Origin of the sequence: Bradyrhizobium sp. 155 (assembly GCF_023101105.1) — a bacterium.
In the GTDB taxonomy this organism is placed as follows: Bacteria; Pseudomonadota; Alphaproteobacteria; order Rhizobiales; family Xanthobacteraceae; genus Bradyrhizobium; species Bradyrhizobium canariense_D.
In genome coordinates, this window is record NZ_CP064704.1 from 7,748,161 (window position 1) to 7,766,385 (window position 18,225).

19 protein-coding genes and 1 tRNA gene are annotated in these 18,225 nt (G+C 64.0%); 8 read left to right on the forward strand and 12 right to left on the reverse strand.

The features are described from left to right. Positions 1 to 14: 14 nt before the first annotated feature. The 11 genes from IVA93_RS36670 to aroA all read right to left on the reverse strand — a co-directional run bounded on the left by IVA93_RS36670 (position 15) and on the right by aroA (position 11,415). Positions 15 to 1,358: a bifunctional folylpolyglutamate synthase/dihydrofolate synthase gene (locus tag IVA93_RS36670; protein ID WP_204513029.1), complete on the reverse strand. Its 1,344-nt coding sequence runs from the start codon at positions 1,356 to 1,358 to the stop codon at positions 15 to 17. Continuing rightward, positions 1,355 to 2,296 (reverse strand): acetyl-CoA carboxylase, carboxyltransferase subunit beta, encoded by a 942-nt coding sequence (gene accD, locus IVA93_RS36675; protein WP_018455765.1) that lies wholly within the window; start codon positions 2,294 to 2,296, stop codon positions 1,355 to 1,357. Before accD ends, IVA93_RS36670 begins: the two co-directional genes overlap by 4 nt. A gap of 124 nt (positions 2,297 to 2,420) precedes the next feature. Then, positions 2,421 to 3,257 carry a tryptophan synthase subunit alpha gene (gene trpA, locus IVA93_RS36680; RefSeq protein WP_018455764.1) on the reverse strand — a complete coding sequence of 279 codons (837 nt, stop codon included), beginning with the start codon at positions 3,255 to 3,257 and terminating at the stop codon, positions 2,421 to 2,423. Further along, positions 3,254 to 4,471 (reverse strand): tryptophan synthase subunit beta, encoded by a 1,218-nt coding sequence (gene trpB, locus IVA93_RS36685; protein ID WP_018455763.1) that lies wholly within the window; start codon positions 4,469 to 4,471, stop codon positions 3,254 to 3,256. Before trpB ends, trpA begins: the two co-directional genes overlap by 4 nt. After that, on the reverse strand, positions 4,468 to 5,139 hold the full coding sequence (locus tag IVA93_RS36690; protein ID WP_018455762.1) for a phosphoribosylanthranilate isomerase: 672 nt from the start codon (positions 5,137 to 5,139) through the stop codon (positions 4,468 to 4,470). Before IVA93_RS36690 ends, trpB begins: the two co-directional genes overlap by 4 nt. 82 nt (positions 5,140 to 5,221) lie before the next feature. After that, positions 5,222 to 5,614, reverse strand: coding sequence for a lipopolysaccharide assembly protein LapA domain-containing protein (locus IVA93_RS36695; protein WP_204513028.1), 393 nt, complete (start codon positions 5,612 to 5,614; stop codon positions 5,222 to 5,224). Positions 5,615 to 5,685: 71 nt separating this feature from the next. Continuing rightward, positions 5,686 to 5,991 (reverse strand): integration host factor subunit beta, encoded by a 306-nt coding sequence (locus tag IVA93_RS36700; protein WP_007598410.1) that lies wholly within the window; start codon positions 5,989 to 5,991, stop codon positions 5,686 to 5,688. Positions 5,992 to 6,163: 172 nt separating this feature from the next. Beyond that, on the reverse strand, positions 6,164 to 7,144 hold the full coding sequence (gene sppA / locus IVA93_RS36705; protein ID WP_018455760.1) for a signal peptide peptidase SppA: 981 nt from the start codon (positions 7,142 to 7,144) through the stop codon (positions 6,164 to 6,166). 264 nt (positions 7,145 to 7,408) lie between these two features. Continuing rightward, a complete protein-coding gene (rpsA, locus tag IVA93_RS36710; protein ID WP_018455759.1) occupies positions 7,409 to 9,115 on the reverse strand; it encodes a 30S ribosomal protein S1 in 1,707 nt (568 codons plus the stop codon). A 267-nt stretch (positions 9,116 to 9,382) separates the two neighbouring features. Then, a complete protein-coding gene (gene cmk, locus IVA93_RS36715) occupies positions 9,383 to 10,021 on the reverse strand; it encodes a (d)CMP kinase (RefSeq protein WP_018455758.1) in 639 nt (212 codons plus the stop codon). Beyond that, positions 10,018 to 11,415, reverse strand: a complete 1,398-nt coding sequence (gene aroA, locus IVA93_RS36720) for a 3-phosphoshikimate 1-carboxyvinyltransferase (RefSeq protein ID WP_524536854.1) — start codon at positions 11,413 to 11,415, stop codon at positions 10,018 to 10,020. Before aroA ends, cmk begins: the two co-directional genes overlap by 4 nt. A gap of 112 nt (positions 11,416 to 11,527) precedes the next feature. On the opposite strand from aroA, the gene IVA93_RS36725 reads away from it, so the two are divergent. From IVA93_RS36725 to IVA93_RS36735, 3 genes are all read left to right on the forward strand, one after another. Beyond that, positions 11,528 to 11,938 carry a TIGR02300 family protein gene (locus tag IVA93_RS36725; protein ID WP_007598417.1) on the forward strand — a complete coding sequence of 137 codons (411 nt, stop codon included), beginning with the start codon at positions 11,528 to 11,530 and terminating at the stop codon, positions 11,936 to 11,938. A 66-nt stretch (positions 11,939 to 12,004) separates the two neighbouring features. Then, positions 12,005 to 12,080 (forward strand) — tRNA-Ala (locus IVA93_RS36730). Between the two features lie 135 nt (positions 12,081 to 12,215). Next, positions 12,216 to 12,458 carry a GIY-YIG nuclease family protein gene (locus IVA93_RS36735; protein WP_018455755.1) on the forward strand — a complete coding sequence of 81 codons (243 nt, stop codon included), beginning with the start codon at positions 12,216 to 12,218 and terminating at the stop codon, positions 12,456 to 12,458. Between the two features lie 16 nt (positions 12,459 to 12,474). Here the strand turns inward: IVA93_RS36735 and IVA93_RS36740 are convergent, their stop codons facing one another. After that, positions 12,475 to 12,936 (reverse strand): MarR family winged helix-turn-helix transcriptional regulator, encoded by a 462-nt coding sequence (locus IVA93_RS36740; RefSeq protein WP_018455754.1) that lies wholly within the window; start codon positions 12,934 to 12,936, stop codon positions 12,475 to 12,477. 155 nt (positions 12,937 to 13,091) lie between these two features. On the opposite strand from IVA93_RS36740, the gene IVA93_RS36745 reads away from it, so the two are divergent. The 5 genes from IVA93_RS36745 (at position 13,092) to ugpE (ending at position 18,225) form a co-directional block, all read left to right on the forward strand. Beyond that, positions 13,092 to 13,517 (forward strand): organic hydroperoxide resistance protein, encoded by a 426-nt coding sequence (locus IVA93_RS36745; RefSeq protein ID WP_007598424.1) that lies wholly within the window; start codon positions 13,092 to 13,094, stop codon positions 13,515 to 13,517. Between the two features lie 176 nt (positions 13,518 to 13,693). After that, positions 13,694 to 14,911, forward strand: coding sequence for a CaiB/BaiF CoA transferase family protein (locus IVA93_RS36750; RefSeq protein WP_026233020.1), 1,218 nt, complete (start codon positions 13,694 to 13,696; stop codon positions 14,909 to 14,911). Between the two features lie 220 nt (positions 14,912 to 15,131). After that, positions 15,132 to 16,448, forward strand: coding sequence for a sn-glycerol-3-phosphate ABC transporter substrate-binding protein UgpB (ugpB, locus tag IVA93_RS36755; RefSeq protein ID WP_026233019.1), 1,317 nt, complete (start codon positions 15,132 to 15,134; stop codon positions 16,446 to 16,448). Between the two features lie 47 nt (positions 16,449 to 16,495). Beyond that, a complete protein-coding gene (gene ugpA / locus IVA93_RS36760; protein ID WP_018455751.1) occupies positions 16,496 to 17,377 on the forward strand; it encodes a sn-glycerol-3-phosphate ABC transporter permease UgpA in 882 nt (293 codons plus the stop codon). Then, entirely contained in the window at positions 17,377 to 18,225 is an 849-nt protein-coding gene (gene ugpE, locus IVA93_RS36765) for a sn-glycerol-3-phosphate ABC transporter permease UgpE (protein ID WP_018455750.1), read from the forward strand. The genes ugpA and ugpE overlap by 1 nt, the downstream gene beginning before the upstream one ends.

Genomic DNA, 18,225 nt, shown 5'->3' on the forward strand with positions numbered 1-18,225 from the left:
GGATGGAGCGAAGACTATACAGGAGGCGTGCCGTTGATGGCGAGCACGTGGCCGGCGAGATAGAGCGAGCCGGTGATCAGAATGCGCGGCGGCACTTCGTAGGCGAGCTTCGCCAAGGCGCGCAGTGCGGCCTCCACGCCGGGCGCGGGCTCGACGCGCATGCCGAGGCTGCGGGCGGCATCCGTAAGGCGGTCGACCGGCATCGCGTTGTCGGTGTCGGGAATCGGCACTGCGATGATGTGACGGGTCAGACCGGCGAAATTGGCGAGAAAGCCTTTCGCGTCCTTGTTGGCCATCATGCCCACGATCACGACCAGCGGCCGCGACACCCGCTCTTCGAGATCGCCGAGCGCGGCCGCCGCGACGCGGCCGCCTTCCGCATTGTGGCCGCCGTCGAGCCAGATCTCCGAGCCCTGCGGGCCGAGAGCGAGCAGCTCGCCCGAAGCGATGCGCTGCATCCGCGCCGGCCATTCCGCACCGACGATCCCCGCCTCGAACGCCGCCTGGTTGATCTTGAAGGCGTTGGTGGCCCGCAACGTCGCGATGGCGAGACCGGCATTGTCGAACTGGTGCCGGCCGAACAGGCGCGGCGCTGTGAGATCCATCAAGCCGCGCTCATCGGAATAAACCAGCCGCCCGTTCTCGACATTGACATGCCAGCTCTCGCCCGCGGCAAACAACGGCGCGCGCATGCGCCTGGCCTGCGCCTCGATCACGGCCATCGCCTCAGCCGGCTGCTCGGCGCAAACCACGGGCACGCCACGCTTGATGATCCCAGCCTTTTCGCCCGCGATCGACGTCAAGGTGTCACCGAGGAAATCCATGTGGTCCATGCTGACAGGCGTGATCACGCAGGCCGCCGGCGCGTCAACCACATTGGTTGAATCAAGCCGACCGCCAAGGCCGACCTCCAGCAGAACCACATCGGCCGGGTTCCGCGCGAACAGATGAAATGCAGCCGCCGTCTTGAGCTCGAACACGGTGGCCGGCTCGCCGGCATTGACACGCTCGACCTCTTCCAGTGCCGCGCGCAACTCGTCGTCGCCGACCAGCACGCCGCCCCCGACGCGGCCGAGCCGGAAGCATTCGTTGATGCGAACGAGATAGGGTGAAGTGTAAGCGTGGACGCGCAGGTTAGCTGCCTCCAGCGTCGCGCGCAGATAAGCGAGCGTCGAGCCCTTGCCGTTGGTACCGGCGATGTGGATCACCGGCGGCAGCTTGCGCTCGGGATGACCGAGCCGCTCGAACAGGCGGTGCATCCGCTCCAGCCCGAGATCGATGCGTTTCTGGTGCAGGGCCGACAGCCGCCCGATCAATTCGTCGAGCGGCGGCTTTGCGCGGTCGGAGGAAGCGTTCACGCGTGCGGCGCGGCCGGCGCCGTTTCGGGAGCCGATACAATCTGCGCCGGACTGACGACCGGCTGCACCGGCTTTGACGCGGTCTCAAGCGCCGGCGCCCTGGTCAACAGTCGGCAGAGCCGCGCCAGGGTCGGGCGCAATTCGTGGCGATGCACGACCATGTCGATCATGCCGTGCTCCTTGAGGTATTCGGCGCGCTGAAACCCCTCGGGGAGTTTTTCGCGGATGGTCTGCTCGATCACGCGCGCGCCGGCAAAACCGATCAGCGCACCGGGCTCGGCAATCTGCACGTCGCCGAGCATCGCATAGGACGCAGTGACGCCGCCGGTGGTCGGGTTGGTCAGCACGACGATGTAGGGCTGTTTTGCTTCACGCAGCATCTGCACCGCGACCGTGGTGCGCGGCATCTGCATCAGCGACAAGATGCCTTCCTGCATGCGCGCGCCACCACTGGCGGCGAACACGATGAAGGGTGACTTCTTCTCGACCGCGAGCTCGAGCCCGCGCACGATGGCTTCGCCCGCGGCCATGCCGAGCGAGCCGCCCATGAAGTCGAAATCCTGCACCGCGACGACGACGGCGGCACCTTCGAGCTTGCCGTAGCCGACCTTGATCGCGTCGTTCAGATTGGTCCGCGCGCGGGCATCCTTGATGCGATCGACGTACTTCTTCTCGTCACGGAACTTGAGCGGATCGGGCGTGACGTCAGGCAGCGCGACGTCGTACCAGGTCTCATTGTCGAAAATCGACTTCAGACGCGCCACCGCATTCATGCGCATATGATAGTTCGAGCCGGGGATGACGAACTGGTTGGCCTCGACGTCCTTGTAGAACACGAGCTGTCCGGAATCCGGGCACTTGATCCACAGATTCTCCGGCGTCTCCCGCCGCAGCATGTTGCGGATCTTCGGCCGGACCACATTGGTAAGCCAGTTCATGGTTTGCTCCGATGTGCGATCCCGCCTGGGGACCACCTGAAGGGATATATGGCGGCCGGGACCCGGCCCGGCAAGCCGCCGTATCGTCCGCCTTGCTCGTCGGACTTGGCAGCGGAATTAAGGCCTATTCCGCCGCCTGTTGCGCGCCCTTGACGCCCTGGGCCAGTGCCGCCGTCAGCTCGGCGACGGCGTTGACGGTTTTGGCCGTCGCGCGCCCTTCCGCATCGAGGCTGTTCTTGAGCGCATCGACCAGCGCGGTGCCGACTACCGAGCCATTGGCCTTTTCGGCAATGGCGCGCGCCGCCTCCGGCGTGCGGATGCCGAAACCGACGCATATCGGGAGCTTGGTATGCCGCTTGATGCGCGCGACCGCGTCGCCAACGGCATTGGCGTCCGCCGCCGCTGCGCCGGTGATGCCGGCGATAGAGACATAGTAGACAAAGCCTGACGTGTTCGCGAGCACCGCGGGCAGGCGCTTGTCGTCGGTGGTCGGGGTCGCCAGGCGAATGAAGTTCAGGCCCGCCTTCAGCGCGGGAATGCAGAGCTCCTCGTCTTCCTCGGGTGGCAGATCGACGATGATCAGGCCGTCGACCCCGGCCGTCTTGGCATCAACCAAAAACTTGTCGACGCCGTAGATGTAGATCGGATTGTAATAGCCCATCAGCACCAGCGGCGTGACGTTGTCGTCCTTGCGGAAATCACGCACCAGTTCCAGCGTCTTCTTCAACGTCATGCCGTTCTTGAGCGCGCGCAGACCGGCAGCCTGAATCGAGGGACCATCCGCCATCGGATCGGTGAAGGGAATACCGAGTTCGATCACGTCGGCGCCTGCCTTGGGCAACGCCTTGACGATATTGAGCGACGTCGTGAGATCGGGATCGCCGGCCATCACATAAGTCACGAAGGCCGAGCGGCCGGCTTTCTTCAGCTCGGCGAAACGGGTGTCGATACGCGTGGTCACTTGCTCTTGCCCCTCAGGATGTCGCCGACCTGCGGGACGTCCTTGTCGCCGCGGCCGGAGAGGTTGACGACCATCAGGTGATCTTTGGTCCGCTTCGGCGCGAGCTCCATCACTTTGGCGATGGCATGTGCCGGCTCGAGCGCGGGGATGATGCCTTCCAGCTTTGACAGCAACTGGAACGCTGCGAGGGCCTCGTCGTCGGTCGCGGAGAGATAGTTCACGCGGCCGATCTCGTGCAGCCAGGAGTGCTCGGGGCCGATGCCGGGATAGTCGAGCCCGGCGGAGATCGAATGCGCGTCCTGGATCTGGCCGTCGGCGTCCATCAGGAGATAGGTGCGGTTGCCGTGCAGCACGCCGGGACGACCGCCCGCGATCGACGCCGCATGCAGTTGCGTCAGCCCGTGGCCCGCAGCTTCGACGCCGAAGATCTCGACGGTGGAATCGTCGAGGAACGGATGAAACAGGCCCATCGCGTTGGAGCCGCCGCCGATACAGGCGACCAGCGAATCCGGCAGGCGGCCTTCGATCTCCTGCATCTGCACCTTGGTCTCGTTGCCGATGATCGACTGGAAGTCGCGGACCAGCGTCGGATAGGGATGCGGACCCGCGACCGTGCCGATGCAGTAGAAGGTGTTGTGCACGTTGGTGACCCAGTCGCGCAGCGCCTCGTTCATGGCATCCTTCAGCGTGCGCGTGCCCGACTGCACTGGAATGACCGTTGCGCCCAACATCTCCATGCGGATGACGTTGGGCTGCTGCCGCTCGACGTCGACGGCGCCCATATAGACGATGCATTCCAGGCCGAAGCGCGCACACAGCGTCGCGGTGGCGACACCGTGCTGGCCGGCGCCGGTCTCGGCGATGATGCGCTTCTTGCCCATGCGTCGCGCCAGCATGATCTGGCCGAGCACGTTGTTCACCTTGTGCGAGCCGGTGTGGTTGAGCTCTTCGCGCTTGAGGTAGATCTTGGCGCCGCCCAGATGCTCGGTCAGACGCTCGGCGAAATAGAGCGGCGAGGGCCGGCCGACATAATTCTTGAGATAGCCGTTCATCTCGATCTGGAAGGCCGGGTCGACCTTGGCCTCGGTGTAGGCTTTCTCCAGATCGAGGATCAGCGGCATCAGGGTTTCGGCAACGAAGCGTCCGCCGAAAATGCCGAAATGGCCGCGCTCGTCGGGGCCGCTGCGATAGGAATTGGGTTTTGCAACATTCATCGGACGCTCAACTCTTGACTTGCATCTTGGCTTGCGCGCGCGGCGCGAATGAAGGCCTTGATCATCTCGGGGTCCTTCACGCCCGGGGCGCTCTCGACACCGGAGGAGACGTCGACGCCACCGGCCCGGGTGACGCGAACGGCTTCGGCGACGTTGTCGGCGCTGAGGCCGCCCGAGACCATATACGGCAACGCGAGCTCCAGGTTTCCGAGCAGATGCCAATCGAATGGTGCGCCGAGGCCGCCTGGCCGCGTTGCGTCCTTCGGTGCGCGCGCATCGAACAGGATGCGTTCGGCTATCTCGGCGTAACCGGGCAGCACGGCGAGATCCGCTGACGTTGCGACCGGCACGACCTTCATCACCGGACGACCGACCCGTTGCCTGATGTCGCGCAGCCGGGCCACGCTCTCCGTGCCATGAAGCTGGAAAATGTCCGGCGACAGCGCGTCCATGATGTTGTCGAGCGTGGCATCGTCGGCATCGACGGTGAGCGCGACCTTGAGCGCGCGCCGCTTCACCTGCCGGCCGAGCTCCCGGCCGGCTTCCAGCGACAAATGCCGCGGCGACGGCGGGAAGAACACAAAGCCCACCATGTCGGCACCCGCCTCGAGCGCCGTTTCGAGCGTCTCGGGCGTGGACAGGCCGCAGATTTTGACGAGCAAGGACATGTTCTCGACGGATATGGGCTCAAAGCAAATGGAGGGCCGCGGGTCCGCGGCCGGAAAACGGGCTTTTCGGTTGCGGCCGCTTCTACAACGTCGCGCGCTGCTTGTCTCGCCCGACGGGCCCGTAAAGCCCCACACCGGAGGGAACGGGGAGGCGCTGGGACTCAGGCCTTGCTGCGGCAGACTGGGCCCGCAGATCAGCCAGCTCGCCTCGCGCGGCCCGGGCATCCGCGTCATGCCGGCGCGCCGCACGCCGCCAGTGCCGCTGGCCGAACCAGACGGCACACCCGCCCACGAGGACCCCGAGCGCAGCCACCACGATCAGGAGCAGGAACAGCGGCAGCGTTGCCGAGAATGACGGGTCGTTGGAAACGAAGGGATCGAACGAGACCGTGACGAAATGCCGGTTGGCGACGGCAAAGACCATCAGGACCAGGCCCAGCGGAATCACGACCAGCGCGCTCAGGAATTTTCGCATCTCGGCTCGCTCGCCTTGAATCAAGGTTGCGGCCGCATCACTGGCGACCGCGGGAAACCCTGAGGTGGACCTCAGTCTGGCGCGCCTGGATCCGGATGGTCGCGATTCAGCCGTTCGCGCATTTCCTTGCCGGTCTTGAAGAACGGAACGCTCTTCTGATCGACAGGCACATGGGCGCCGGTGCGCGGATTGCGCCCTGCGCGCGCAGGGCGATGCTTGACCGAGAAGGCACCGAAGCCGCGCAACTCGACGCGATCACCGCGCGCGAGAGCCGCTACGATCTCTTCGAGAATCGCATTCACAATGTTCTCGACATCCCGCTGGTACAGATGCGGGTTGTGCTCGGCGATACGCTGAACAAGTTCGGATTTGATCATCGAGAGATAGGACCCGGGAGCGTGCGGACGACCATTTCCGTGAAAATACCGTGATCTGTCAAGACGCTAAATGAGGGTTGAGCGTCGTGAAAACACGTGACAAATGCCGAAAAAGCGGGCTGGACCTACACGCGCCGAACGGGAAAAACCTCTGTGGCTCGCCCGGTTCCGGTCAGTTCGACGCCGCCGGCTGCCACAAGGCGAGCATTCCATCCATTCCGAGCCGATCGACCGCCTGTGCGACGCCGGTTTGTCCGATTTGATGCGCAATCGAGCCTAAACCCAGTGCTTCCAGCGTTACTGCGGCCGCCGTCTTGAGGAACGGCAGATCGCTGAAGCGCGGCTGCAGCTTGTAATCGCGCACGGAGAGCCCCTTCTTGACGCCCTTCTGCTCGACCAGCCAGGTCACGGCGGTCTTCTCGTCGCCGATCTGATCGATCAGCTTGAGATCGATGGCCTGGCGTCCGGTGAAGACACGGCCATCAACCACTTTCTCGAGCTGCGTGTCATCCATGCCACGCCGTTCCTTCACCAATCCCTTGAACCAGGCATAGGAATCCTTCACCAACGCATCGAGCGCCGCCCGTGCCTCAGGGCTGGTTGGCTCGAAACCGTTGGGCGCGGCCTTCAGCGGCGTGGACTTTACCTCCTCGACCTTGACGCCGACGGTCTTCAACAGCTCCGAGACGTTCGGAAACTGGAACAGCACGCCGATCGAGCCGACCAGCGAGCTCTGCTGGGCGATGATGTGATCGCTGGCGATCGCGGTGATGTAGCCGCCGGAGGCGGCGAGGCCTTCGACGACGACAACGAGCGGCTTCTTTGCCTTCAACCGTACAAGCGAATCATAGAGCTGCTCGGAGCCGGCGGTGGTGCCGCCCGGCGAATTGATGTGAACGATGACGGCGGCGGCCTGCGAATTCTCCAGCCGCTCGAGCGCCTGGGTGCGATCGGAATCGCTGCGGATCAGGCCCTCGATCTGGACCCGCGCGATCGAGCCGGCGGACGCGAACGTGCCGCGCGCACCAGGCGTCGCGACCAGCGCGAAGCCTGCGATCGCCGCGATCGCGATCAGCGCGGCCAATACGCGCCAGAACGTCAGCTTGCGGCGGATCCTGCGGCGATCGACGATGATGTCCGAATCGAGTGACATCTCAATATCTCCAAATGAAAGGCCAGGCGCGTTGTGCCGTCGCAGCGTCGCCATTGGCTTATCTGGATACATCAATTGCGGCGCAATTAGAAGAAAACAAGGCCGGCTGCCGCGTAGCCCGGATGGAGCGCAAGCGTAATCCGGGGTTCTCGCCTCACGGAGAGGCTTTCCCGGATTTCACTTCGCCCCATCCGGGCGACGACCTCACTACAAAAAAGCCCCGGCTCGCGCCGGGGCTTTGATGCAGTGAAACCTGCGTTTCGCTTACTTGGTGTCGCGGTTCTTGAGCGCGGTGCCGAGGATGTCGCCGAGCGTTGCTCCCGAATCGGAAGAGCCGTACTGCGCGATGGCTTCCTTCTCTTCGGCGACTTCGAGCGCCTTGATCGACACCTGGACCTTGCGGGCCTTCTTGTCGAACTGGATCACGCGGGCATCGACCTTCTCGCCGACGGCGAAGCGTTCGGCGCGCTGATCGTTGCGGTCACGAGCGAGCTCCGAGCGCTTCACGAACGTGGTGAAGTCGGTACCGGTGATCTTCACCTCGATGCCGCTCTCCTTCACTTCGATCACTTCGCAGGTCACGACCGCGCCCTTCTTGACATCGCCCGGCTCGGCGAAGGGGTCGCCTTCAAGCTGTTTGATTCCAAGAGAAATGCGCTCCTTCTCGACGTCCACATCGAGCACCAGGGCCTTCACCATGTCGCCCTTCTTGTAGTTGTCGATCACCTGCTCGCCCGGCTGCTTCCAGTCGAGGTCGGAGAGATGGACCATGCCGTCGACGTCGCCCTCGAGGCCCAGGAACAAACCGAATTCGGTCTTGTTCTTGACCTCGCCCTCGACCGTCGAACCGGTCGGGTGACCTTCGACGAAGACCTCCCACGGGTTGCGCATGGTCTGCTTGAGGCCGAGCGAGATGCGGCGCTTGACGGAATCGACTTCCAGCACCTGCACTTCGACTTCCTGCGAGGTCGAAACGATCTTGCCGGGGTGCATGTTCTTCTTGGTCCACGACATCTCGGAGACGTGGATCAGGCCTTCGATGCCCGGCTCGAGCTCGACGAACGCGCCGTAGTCGGTGATGTTGGTGACGCGACCGGTGAAGCGGGCACCCAGCGGGTACTTGGCTTCGATGCCCTGCCACGGATCGTCCAACAGCTGCTTCATGCCCAGCGAGATGCGGTGCGTCTCGTGGTTGATCTTGATGATCTTGACCTTCACGGTCTGGCCGATCGAGAGCACCTCGGTCGGGTGGTTGACGCGGCGCCACGCGATGTCGGTGACGTGCAGCAGACCGTCGATGCCGCCGAGATCAACGAACGCACCGTAATCGGTGATGTTCTTGACCACGCCGTCGATGACCTGACCCTCTTCGAGGTTCTGCACCAGCTCCTGACGCTGCTCGGCGCGGGTCTCTTCGAGAACCGTGCGGCGGGACACGACGATGTTGCCGCGGCGGCGGTCCATCTTGAGGATCTGGAACGGCTGCGAGTTGTTCATCAGCGGCGCAACGTCGCGGATCGGACGGATGTCGACCTGCGAACGCGGCAGGAAGGCCACGGCACCGTCGAGGTCGACGGTGAAGCCGCCCTTGACCTGGTTGAAGATGACGCCGTTGACCTTCTCGTTGTTCTGGAAGGCCTTCTCGAGCTTGCCCCAGCTCTCTTCGCGGCGCGCCTTGTCACGCGACAGCACGGCTTCGCCGAGGGCGTTCTCGATCCGATCGAGGAACACTTCCACCTCGTCGCCGACCTTGAGCTCGCTGTCACGGCCGGGGCCGGAAAATTCGCGCAGGGCAACGCGGCCCTCCGTCTTCAGGCCGACGTCGATGACGGCCATGTCCTTTTCGATTGCAACAACCTTGCCCTTGATGACTGAGCTTTCCTGCAGGTTGCCGCCTGCGAAGGACTCGTCGAGCATCGCGGCGAAATCGTCGCGCGACGGGCTATAGGTATCAGCAGAAGTCGAAGCCATTTGTTCTCCAGTTGCGGATGTCATGCCGGCCGTTGGGTTCTTGGGCGCACCGTACGCGCAGTGTCGGAAGGTCCGCAGAACCTTCGAGCGACCGCTCGCTGCTCCGACCTGGAGGGCGGAACAGCGGAAGCGGGCCGGCTGAGGCCCGCGCGTTCGATACGTGGAAATCTTTTGTCCGGAACCTGGATCGCGTCGGCCCCGAGCAGGGACCGAGAGTATCGACCTCAAAGAGCGGGAGCGGGCGCTTCCTCCAATGACGGCAGCGGCTTAACCCCGCGACCGGCCCGCTCGGACGGCCTCGATAATGTCGATGGCGGCCCGGACGCCGCCTTCTATATCCAGTTGGGAGTTATCTAGCAAGTAAGCATCCGGAGCCGGCTTCAGGGGGGCGATCGCCCGGTTCTTGTCGCGCTCGTCGCGCTGGATGATATCGGCGAGCACGGCCGCCTCGTCCGCCTCCTCGCCCCGCGCCTTGGCCTCCATGGTCCGGCGGCGGGCACGGACCTTGGGGTCGGCGACGACGAAGATCTTCACGTCGGCATGGGGGCAGATCACGGTTCCAATATCGCGCCCATCGAGCACGGCGCCGGGCGGATCGGCGGCGAATTGCCGCTGAAAGTTGATGAGGGCCTCGCGCACCTTGGGGATCGCCGAGACGATCGAGGCGCCCTCGCCGGCCTTCTGGGTCTTCAGGGCGGGATTGCCGAACTTTTCGGGATCGAGTTCCAGCGCCGCAGCGACCGCCGCCGCCTCGTCCCGGAGATCATGACCGGACTGCATCAGGGAATAGGCCACCGCGCGATAGATTACGCCGGTATCAAGGTGACGGTAGCCGTAATGGTGGGCAAGGCGCTTGCCGAGGGTGCCCTTGCCCGACGCCGCGGGCCCGTCGATGGCAATGATCATGAAAAATCGGCCCCAAGCGAACGCATCATCGGGATGAAATCCGGAAAACTGGTGGCGATGAAGGCGGTGTCATCGACGGTTACCGGCTGATCGGAGGCGCAGCCCATCACCAGCGCGGACATCGCGATGCGATGATCCATGTGGGTGGCCGCCACGCCGCCGCCGGGAACGTGGCCGCGGCCTTCGACGATCAAATCGTCGCCGCAGACCTCGACCTTGACACCGTTGACGCGGAGCATGGCGGCGGTGGCCTCCAAACGGTCGGATTCCTTCACGCGCAGCTCCTGGAGGCCGCGCATGATGGTCGTGCCCTCGGCAAAGGCGGCCGCCACCGCCAGCACCAGATATTCGTCGATCATCGACGGTGCACGCTCCGGCGGCACCTCGACACCGCGCAATTTCGAGGCGCGTACCCGCAGCTTTGCCATCGGCTCGCCAGCGTCGCCACGAACTTCGCTTTCCTCGATCGAGGCACCCATTTCGCGCAGCGTGGTGAAAAGACCGGTGCGCAGCGGATTGGTCATGACGTCGGACAGGACGATTTCGGAGCCTTCGACGATCAGCGCAGCAACGATAGGGAACGCCGCCGACGAGGGATCGGCGGGCACGACGACATTGGCGCCATGCAGCTCCGGCTGCCCCACGAGCGTGATACGGCGGCCGTGCTGACCTTCTTGCACTGAGGTGATCTCGGCGCCGAAATGCTTGAGCATCAGTTCGGTGTGGTCGCGACTGGCCTCGGTCTCGATGACGGTCGTGGCGCCCGGCGCGGCCAGGCCCGCGAGCAGCACGGCGGATTTGATCTGGGCCGAGGCCACAGGCGTCTTGTAGGTGATCGGCAGCGGATCGCGCGCACCCTGGACGGTCAGCGGCAGACGGCCGCCCGCGCCGCCGGAGACGACCTTCGCGCCCATCTTTTCCAGGGGATCCAGGATCCGGCGCATGGGCCGGCTGCGCAGTGAGGCATCGCCGTCGAAAACCGCGGAGATCGGACAGCCGGCGACGGCGCCCATGACGAGCCGGCAGCCGGTGCCGGAGTTGCCGAAATCCAGCGGCGCTTTGGGCTCCGCGAAGCCTGCGACACCCACGCCGTTCACCTTCCAGGCGAAATCTCCGGTACGCTCGACCCCGGCGCCGAGCGCCTGCATGGATTTGGCGGTGTTAAGGACGTCCTCGCCCTCCAGGAGGCCCGAAATCCGCGTCTCTCCGACCGCGAGCGCGCCGAGGATGAGGGCACGGTGGGAGATCGACTTGTCTCCGGGCACCCTTACTTTCCCGGTCAGGGGACCGCTGGCGCGCGACTGGAGCGGCGTCGGCTTGTCGGAATCGGTCAAGTTTGTGTCCTTGGGTAGGCCCGAAACGTCCCTGTGGGACTCGCGGGGCAGGTACCACATGGTCTCCCCGCCGTCACGGGCATGTCGTTCTCCCGCAATGCGCTATTGACAGCGGGCCGCCAACTAGCCAAGTGAAGCACCGCTTTTCAGACATTTCCAGGATTCCTCTGCCGTGGCCAAGTCCGAACTCGGAACTAAACGTATTTGCCCGACCACGGGCAAAAAGTTCTATGACCTCAACAAGAATCCGGTGATCTCGCCCTATACCGGTGAAGTCGTGCCGATCGCGCCCATCGCGCCGGCTCGCGCACCCCGCGGTGCCGAAGCCCGTCACGCAGCCGCTGCCGCCGACGCCACGCCAGAGCCGGCGGAGGTCGAGGAGGTCTCGCTCGAGGAGGCCGATGCCGAGGAGAACACCGGCAAGGTCAAGGCCGTCGTGCCCGAATCCGAGGACGACATCGAAGTCGATGAAACTATCGAGGACGATGACGACGATGATTCGACCTTTATCGCCGACGACGAAGAAGGCGATGAGGACGTCACCGACATCATTGGTGATGTCGGCGGTGACGAAGAGACTTGAGATAATTCCAGAACTGTGGTTCTGGGTCTTTCCCGACGCGTCGCCCAAGGCGCGTCGGACGGTTAAGGGGCCATAGCTCAGCTGGGAGAGCGCTTGCATGGCATGCAAGAGGTCGGCGGTTCGATCCCGCCTGGCTCCACCACGCTTCGCCCTTCGGGCTACGCGTGGCGCAGCCGCGCGGAGCTCGAAGGGCGAAGCGTGGTGTCCGGCGAAGCCCGAAGGGCGAAGACGGACTGGTGAGACTCCCACGCAGCGGCTGCCCGGGCGATAATCGTCAATGTGGTACGTCTACATCCTCCGCAGCATCGAATTTCCCGAGCAGGAATACGTTGGGGCTACGGAAGATCTGAAGCGCCGGTTTCCAGAGCACAATGCTGGCAAATCCACCCACACTGCCAAGTTCAAGCCTTGGAAGCTGATCTGGTACTGCGCCTTCCCTGACAAGCACAAAGCGCTCGCTTTTGAAGCCTACCTGAAGTCTCACTCCGGCCGAGCCTTCACAAAGAAGCGGCTGTCCTAAGAGCGCACCTCTAACCCTACTCCCCGATCACCGCATTCAACCGATCGCGCAACGCCACAATCTCGTCCTTCATCGCGACAAGCTCCGAGACCGAGCAGTCCGATGCCGCCAGAATCGATTGCGGCACGGCCCGCGCCTTGTCCTTCAAGGCCTGGCCCTGCGGCGTCAACGCGATCAGCACCTGACGCTCGTCCTCGCTCGAGCGCGTGCGCTTGACGAGGTGGGCCGCCTCGAGCCGCTTGAGCAGCGGTGTCAGCGTGCCCGAATCCAGGTGCAGCTTTTCGCCGATGCTCTTGACCGGCACGTCGTCGCGCTCCCACAGCACCAGCATCACCAGATATTGCGGATAGGTCAGGCCGAGCCGGTCCAGCAGCGGCTTGTAGACGCGGTTGAACGCATGCGCGGCGGAATAGACCGCGAAGCAGATCTGGTTGTCGAGGCGCAGCGGCGCGTCCGCTGCCGAATGTTTCCGGGGCATCGAGAATCTCACAGGACTTGCTCCATTCTGGGGCCGGCCGTCGCTACATTCAATTGCGAACAATTAAATGTGAGACGCTATAATTTCAATTGCGCGCAATCTAATTGCCTGCGATAAAGATGGCGCCCCCACCCCGAAAACACAGGGAGACAAAAATGTCAGTGAACGTCCTCTACAAGACCAGCGCAAAGGCCACCGGCGGCCGCGACGGCCATGCCGCGACCCTCGACGGCGCGCTCGACGTCAAGCTCACCACGCCGAAGGAGCTCGGCGGCGGAGGCGGCGCCGGCAACAATCCCGAGCAGCTGTTTGCTGCGGGCTATGCCGCCTGCTTCATCGGCGCGATGAAGTTCGTGTCCTCGCAGGGCGGCCCCAAGGTTCCGGCCGACGCCTCCGTGACCTCGACCGTCGGCATCGGCCCGCGCGCGGCCGGCGGCTTCGGTCTCGACATCGACCTTGCCGTCTCGCTGCCGGGCCTCGCCCGCGCGGAAGCCGAGGCGCTGGTCGAGAAGGCGCACCAGGTGTGCCCGTATTCCAACGCGACGCGCGGCAATGTCGACGTCCGTCTGACGGTCGTCTGATCGGTTAGCTGAAGCGGCTGGCCCGAGATACCCCTCGGGCCGGCCGCCTCCCTTGATTTGCCATCCCGCGGGATTGCGGCGAGCGGCCTGCATGACGCCCTACGCGCGAAGCCATTGCCGGCTCGGACGAACCTCGTTAGGCCTGTGATCAATACCGACACAGGGGACGCGAAGGCATGACTGAAGCCGCCAGTTCTGGAGCTGCCATGGGTGCAATGAGCGGCCTGCGCGTCATCGATCTGACGCGCGTGCTCGGCGGCCCCTATTGCACCCAGATCCTCGCCGACCATGGCGCCGACGTGATCAAGGTCGAGCCGCCCGCAGGCGACGAGGTACGCGACTGGGGCCCTCCCTTCCACGAGGAAGACGCGGCCTATTTCATCGGCATCAACCGCAACAAGCGCTCGATCGGCCTCGACCTCGCCTCCGAGGGCGGCCGGACCGTGCTGCTCAAGATGCTGGAGAGCGCCGACGTCCTGATCGAGAACTTCAAGCCGGGCACGCTGGAGAAATGGGGCATCGGCAACGAGGTGTTACGCGAGAAATTTCCGCGCCTCGTGCATTGCCGGATCTGCGGCTTCGGCGCCGACGGCCCGCGCGGCGGCAATCCCGGCTATGACGCCATCATCCAGGCCATGACCGGCATGATCGCGGCGACCGGCTCGCCCGAGAGCGGACCGATGCGGATCGGCGTGCCGCTGGTCGACATCGGCACCGGCCTCTATGCGGCGATCGGCATCTTGATGGCGCTGTCGGAGCGGCAGCGCTCGGGCCAGGGCCAGTTCCTGGAGACCACGCTGTACGAGACCGGTCTCGCCATCATGCATCCGCACACCGCGAATTATTTCATGCATGGCAAGCCGCCGTCGCTCACCGGCAACGAGCATCCCAACCTCGTGCCCTATGCGATCTTCCCGACCAAGACCGACGACATCTTCATCGGCGTCGGCAATGACGGCACCTTCCGCAAGCTCGCCAAGGAGATCGGCAAGCCCGAGCTCGGCACCGATCCGCGCTTTGCGCGCAACAAGGATCGCATCGGCAATCGCGAGGCGCTGCGGGCCGAGCTTGCCGCCGTGTTCAGCCAGCACGAGGCCGAGCCGCTGTGCAATCGCCTGCTCGCCGCGGGCCTGCCCGCCGGCCCCGTGCAGAAGATCGACCAGGCATTGACCAACCCGCACACGATCGCGCGCGGCGATATTATCGAGAAGGATTGGTACAAGGGCGTGGCGTCGCCGATCCGGCTCGACCGCAGCAAGCCGAGCCTGCGGCGCCTGCCGCCGAAATTCAGCGAGCACGCCGCCGAGGTCCTGGGCGAATTCGGCTACTCCAGGTCCGAGATCGACGCGATGGTCGAGCAGGGCACTGTCTGCGGCCCCGAGCGCAAGCGCTAGCGCCCTCGCCTTCCACATCCCACGGCAATGCCGCAGTGCGGTGCGGGCGCTCTGTGCACCGCGAACGGAGGACGCTGCGCGCGCGGCATTCGCCTATTTGACGGCTTCCCTTTTCCAGCGCTTGCCGCTTTCGTTTCGGCCGCTTACACAGTCATGTGAACGTCATATGGCGCTGCTAGCGCAAGCGATCATTTTTGACGGCCCAAGGGAGGTTTACTTGATGGCTCTTCGACATTTTGGAGCGGCTGCCGCTATTGCACTCACGGTTGGACTATCGGCCTCGCCGGCCTTGGCCGTGACCGAAATCCAGTGGTGGCACGCGATGACCGGCGCCAACAACGACGTCATCGTCAAGCTCGCCACCGACTTCAACGCGTCGCAGAGCGACTACAAGGTGATCCCGACCTACAAGGGCAACTATCCCGATACGATGAACGCCGGCATCGCGGCGTTCCGCGCCGGCAACGCCCCGCACATCATGCAGGTGTTCGAAGTCGGCACCGCGACCATGATGGCCGCGACCGGCGCCGTGAAGCCCGTCTACAAGCTGATGGCCGACGCCGGCGAGAAGTTCGACCCCAAGATCTACCTGCCCGCCATCACCGGTTATTATTCGACGTCGAAGGGCGAGATGCTGTCCTTCCCTTTCAACTCGTCCTCGACCGTGATGTGGGTGAACCTCGACGAGCTGAAGAAGGCGAACGTAGAGATCCCGAAGACCTGGCCCGAAACGTTCGAGGCCGCCAAGAAGCTGAAGGCTGCCGGTCATGACACCTGCGGCTTCTCGGGCTCCTGGATCACCTGGGTCAATCTCGAGCAGCTCTCGGCGTGGCACAACGTGCCGCTCGCCAGCAAGGCCAACGGCCTCGACGGCTTCGACACCGTGCTCGAGTTCAACGGACCGCTTCAGGTCAAGCATCTCGAAACCCTGGTCGAGCTGCAGAAGACCAAGACCTATGACTACGCCGGCCGCACCAACACCGGCGAAGGCCGCTTCACTTCGGGCGAGTGCCCGATCTACCTGACCTCGTCGGCCTTCTTCGGCAACGTCAAGGCGCAGGCCAAGTTCAACTTCACCGCCGTGCCGATGCCGTATTATCCCGACGTCAAGGGCGCACCGCAGAACTCGATCATCGGCGGCGCTTCGCTGTGGGTGATGGGCGGCAAGTCGGCCGAGGAATACAAGGGCGTCGCGAAATTCCTGACCTTCCTCTCCGACACCGATCGCCAGGTCTACATCCACAAGGCCTCCGGCTACCTGCCGATCACCAAGGCGGCCTACGCCAAGGCGAAGGAAGAAGGCTTCTACAAGGATCAGCCCTATCTCGAGACCCCGCTGCTCGAGCTGACCAACAAGGAGCCGACCGAGAATTCGCGCGGTCTGCGCCTCGGCAACATGGTGCAGCTGCGTGACGTCTGGTCGGAAGAGATTGAGCAAGCGCTGGCCGGCAAGAAGACCGCCAAGCAGGCGCTCGATGCCGCCGTCGAGCGCGGCAACACGATGCTGCGGCAGTTCGAAAAGACCGCCGTCAAGTGAGGCAATGAGCGGCAGGCCGCGACCCGGCCTGCCGCTCTGCTGGCATCATGCAAAAGCAAGCCATCTTCCAGTCAAGACTGTTACCGTACGCGCTGGTTGCGCCGCAGCTCGCGATCGTCCTGATTTTCTTCTATTGGCCGGCCCTGCAGGCGGTGATCCAGTCCTTCCTGCTCCAGGATGCGTTCGGTCTGTCGACCACCTTTGTCTGGTTCGAGAATTACGTCGAGCTGTTCAAGGACGCAGCCTATTTCGAGGCGATCGTCCGGACCTTCTTGTTCTCGTTCGCCATCGCCGTCTCGTCGCTGTCCTTTGCGCTGCTGCTCGCCGTGATGGCGGACAAGCCGCTGCGTGGCTCGATGCTCTACCGCACGCTCCTGATCTGGCCCTATGCGGTGGCACCGCCCGTGGTCGGCGTGCTCTGGATCTTCATGCTGCATCCCTCGCTCGGCGTGCTCTCGCGCTATCTGCGCAATATGGGCGTCGACTGGAATCCGCTGCTCGACGGCGACCAGGCCGCGGCGCTGATCATCCTCGCCGCCGCGTGGAAGCAGATCTCCTATAATTTCCTGTTCTTCCTCGCCGGCCTGCAAGCGATCCCAAAGAGCGTGTTCGAGGCCGCCGCGATCGACGGCGCCCGTCCGATGCGGCGGTTCTGGACCGTGACCTTCCCGTTGCTGTCGCCGACCATCTTCTTCCTGCTGGTGGTCAACATCGTCTACGCCTTCTTCGACACGTTCGGCATCATCGACACGATGACCCGCGGCGGCCCCGGAACGTCGACGGTCACGCTGGTCTACAAGGTCTATTCCGACGGCCTGCTCGGCGGCAATCTCGGCAGCTCGGCGGCGCAGTCGGTGATCCTGATGGTCATGGTCATCGTGCTCACCGGAATCCAGTTCCGGTTCGTCGAACGCAAGGTGACCTACTGATGGTCGAGGAAGAGGGCTTCCGGCGCAACATCGCCCACATCATCCTCTGGATCGGGATCGCGGTCGTCGCCTTCCCCGTCTACATCGCGTTCGTCGCCTCGACCCAGGACAACGCGCTGATCGCCAACGGGCAAATGTCGCTGCTGCCGGGCGGCCATTTCTTCGAGGTCTACTACCAGACCATTTTCGTCGGCACGAGCGGATCGACCCGCGAGCCCGTCGGCAACATGATGCTGAACTCGCTGGTGATGGCGCTGCTGATCGCGGTCGGCAAGATCGCGATCTCGATCATCTCGGCCTACGCGATCGTCTATTTCCGCTTTCCCTTCCGGATGCCGATCTTCTGGATCATCTTCATCACGCTGATGCTGCCGGTCGAGGTGCGCATCTATCCGACCTACAAGATCGTCGCCGATCTGCACATGCTCGACAGCTATGCGGGCCTGTCACTGCCGCTGATCGCCTCCGCCACCGCGACGCTGCTGTTTCGCCAGTTCTTCATGACGGTGCCGGACGAGCTGCTGGAGGCCTCGCGCATCGACGGCGCCGGTCCCCTGCGCTTCTTCTGGGATACGCTGCTGCCGCTGTCGCGCACCAACATGGCGGCGCTGTTCGTGATCCTCTTCATCCTCGGCTGGAATCAATATCTCTGGCCGCTGCTGATCACCACCCGCGACGACATGCAGACCATCCAGGTCGGCATCCGCAAGATGATCACCACCACCGACGCGCTGACCGAATGGCCGATCGTGATGGCGACGGCCGTGCTCGCGATGCTGCCGCCGGTGTTCGTCGTCGTCGTGATGCAGAAACTGTTCGTGCGCGGACTCGTGGAGACGGAAAAGTAA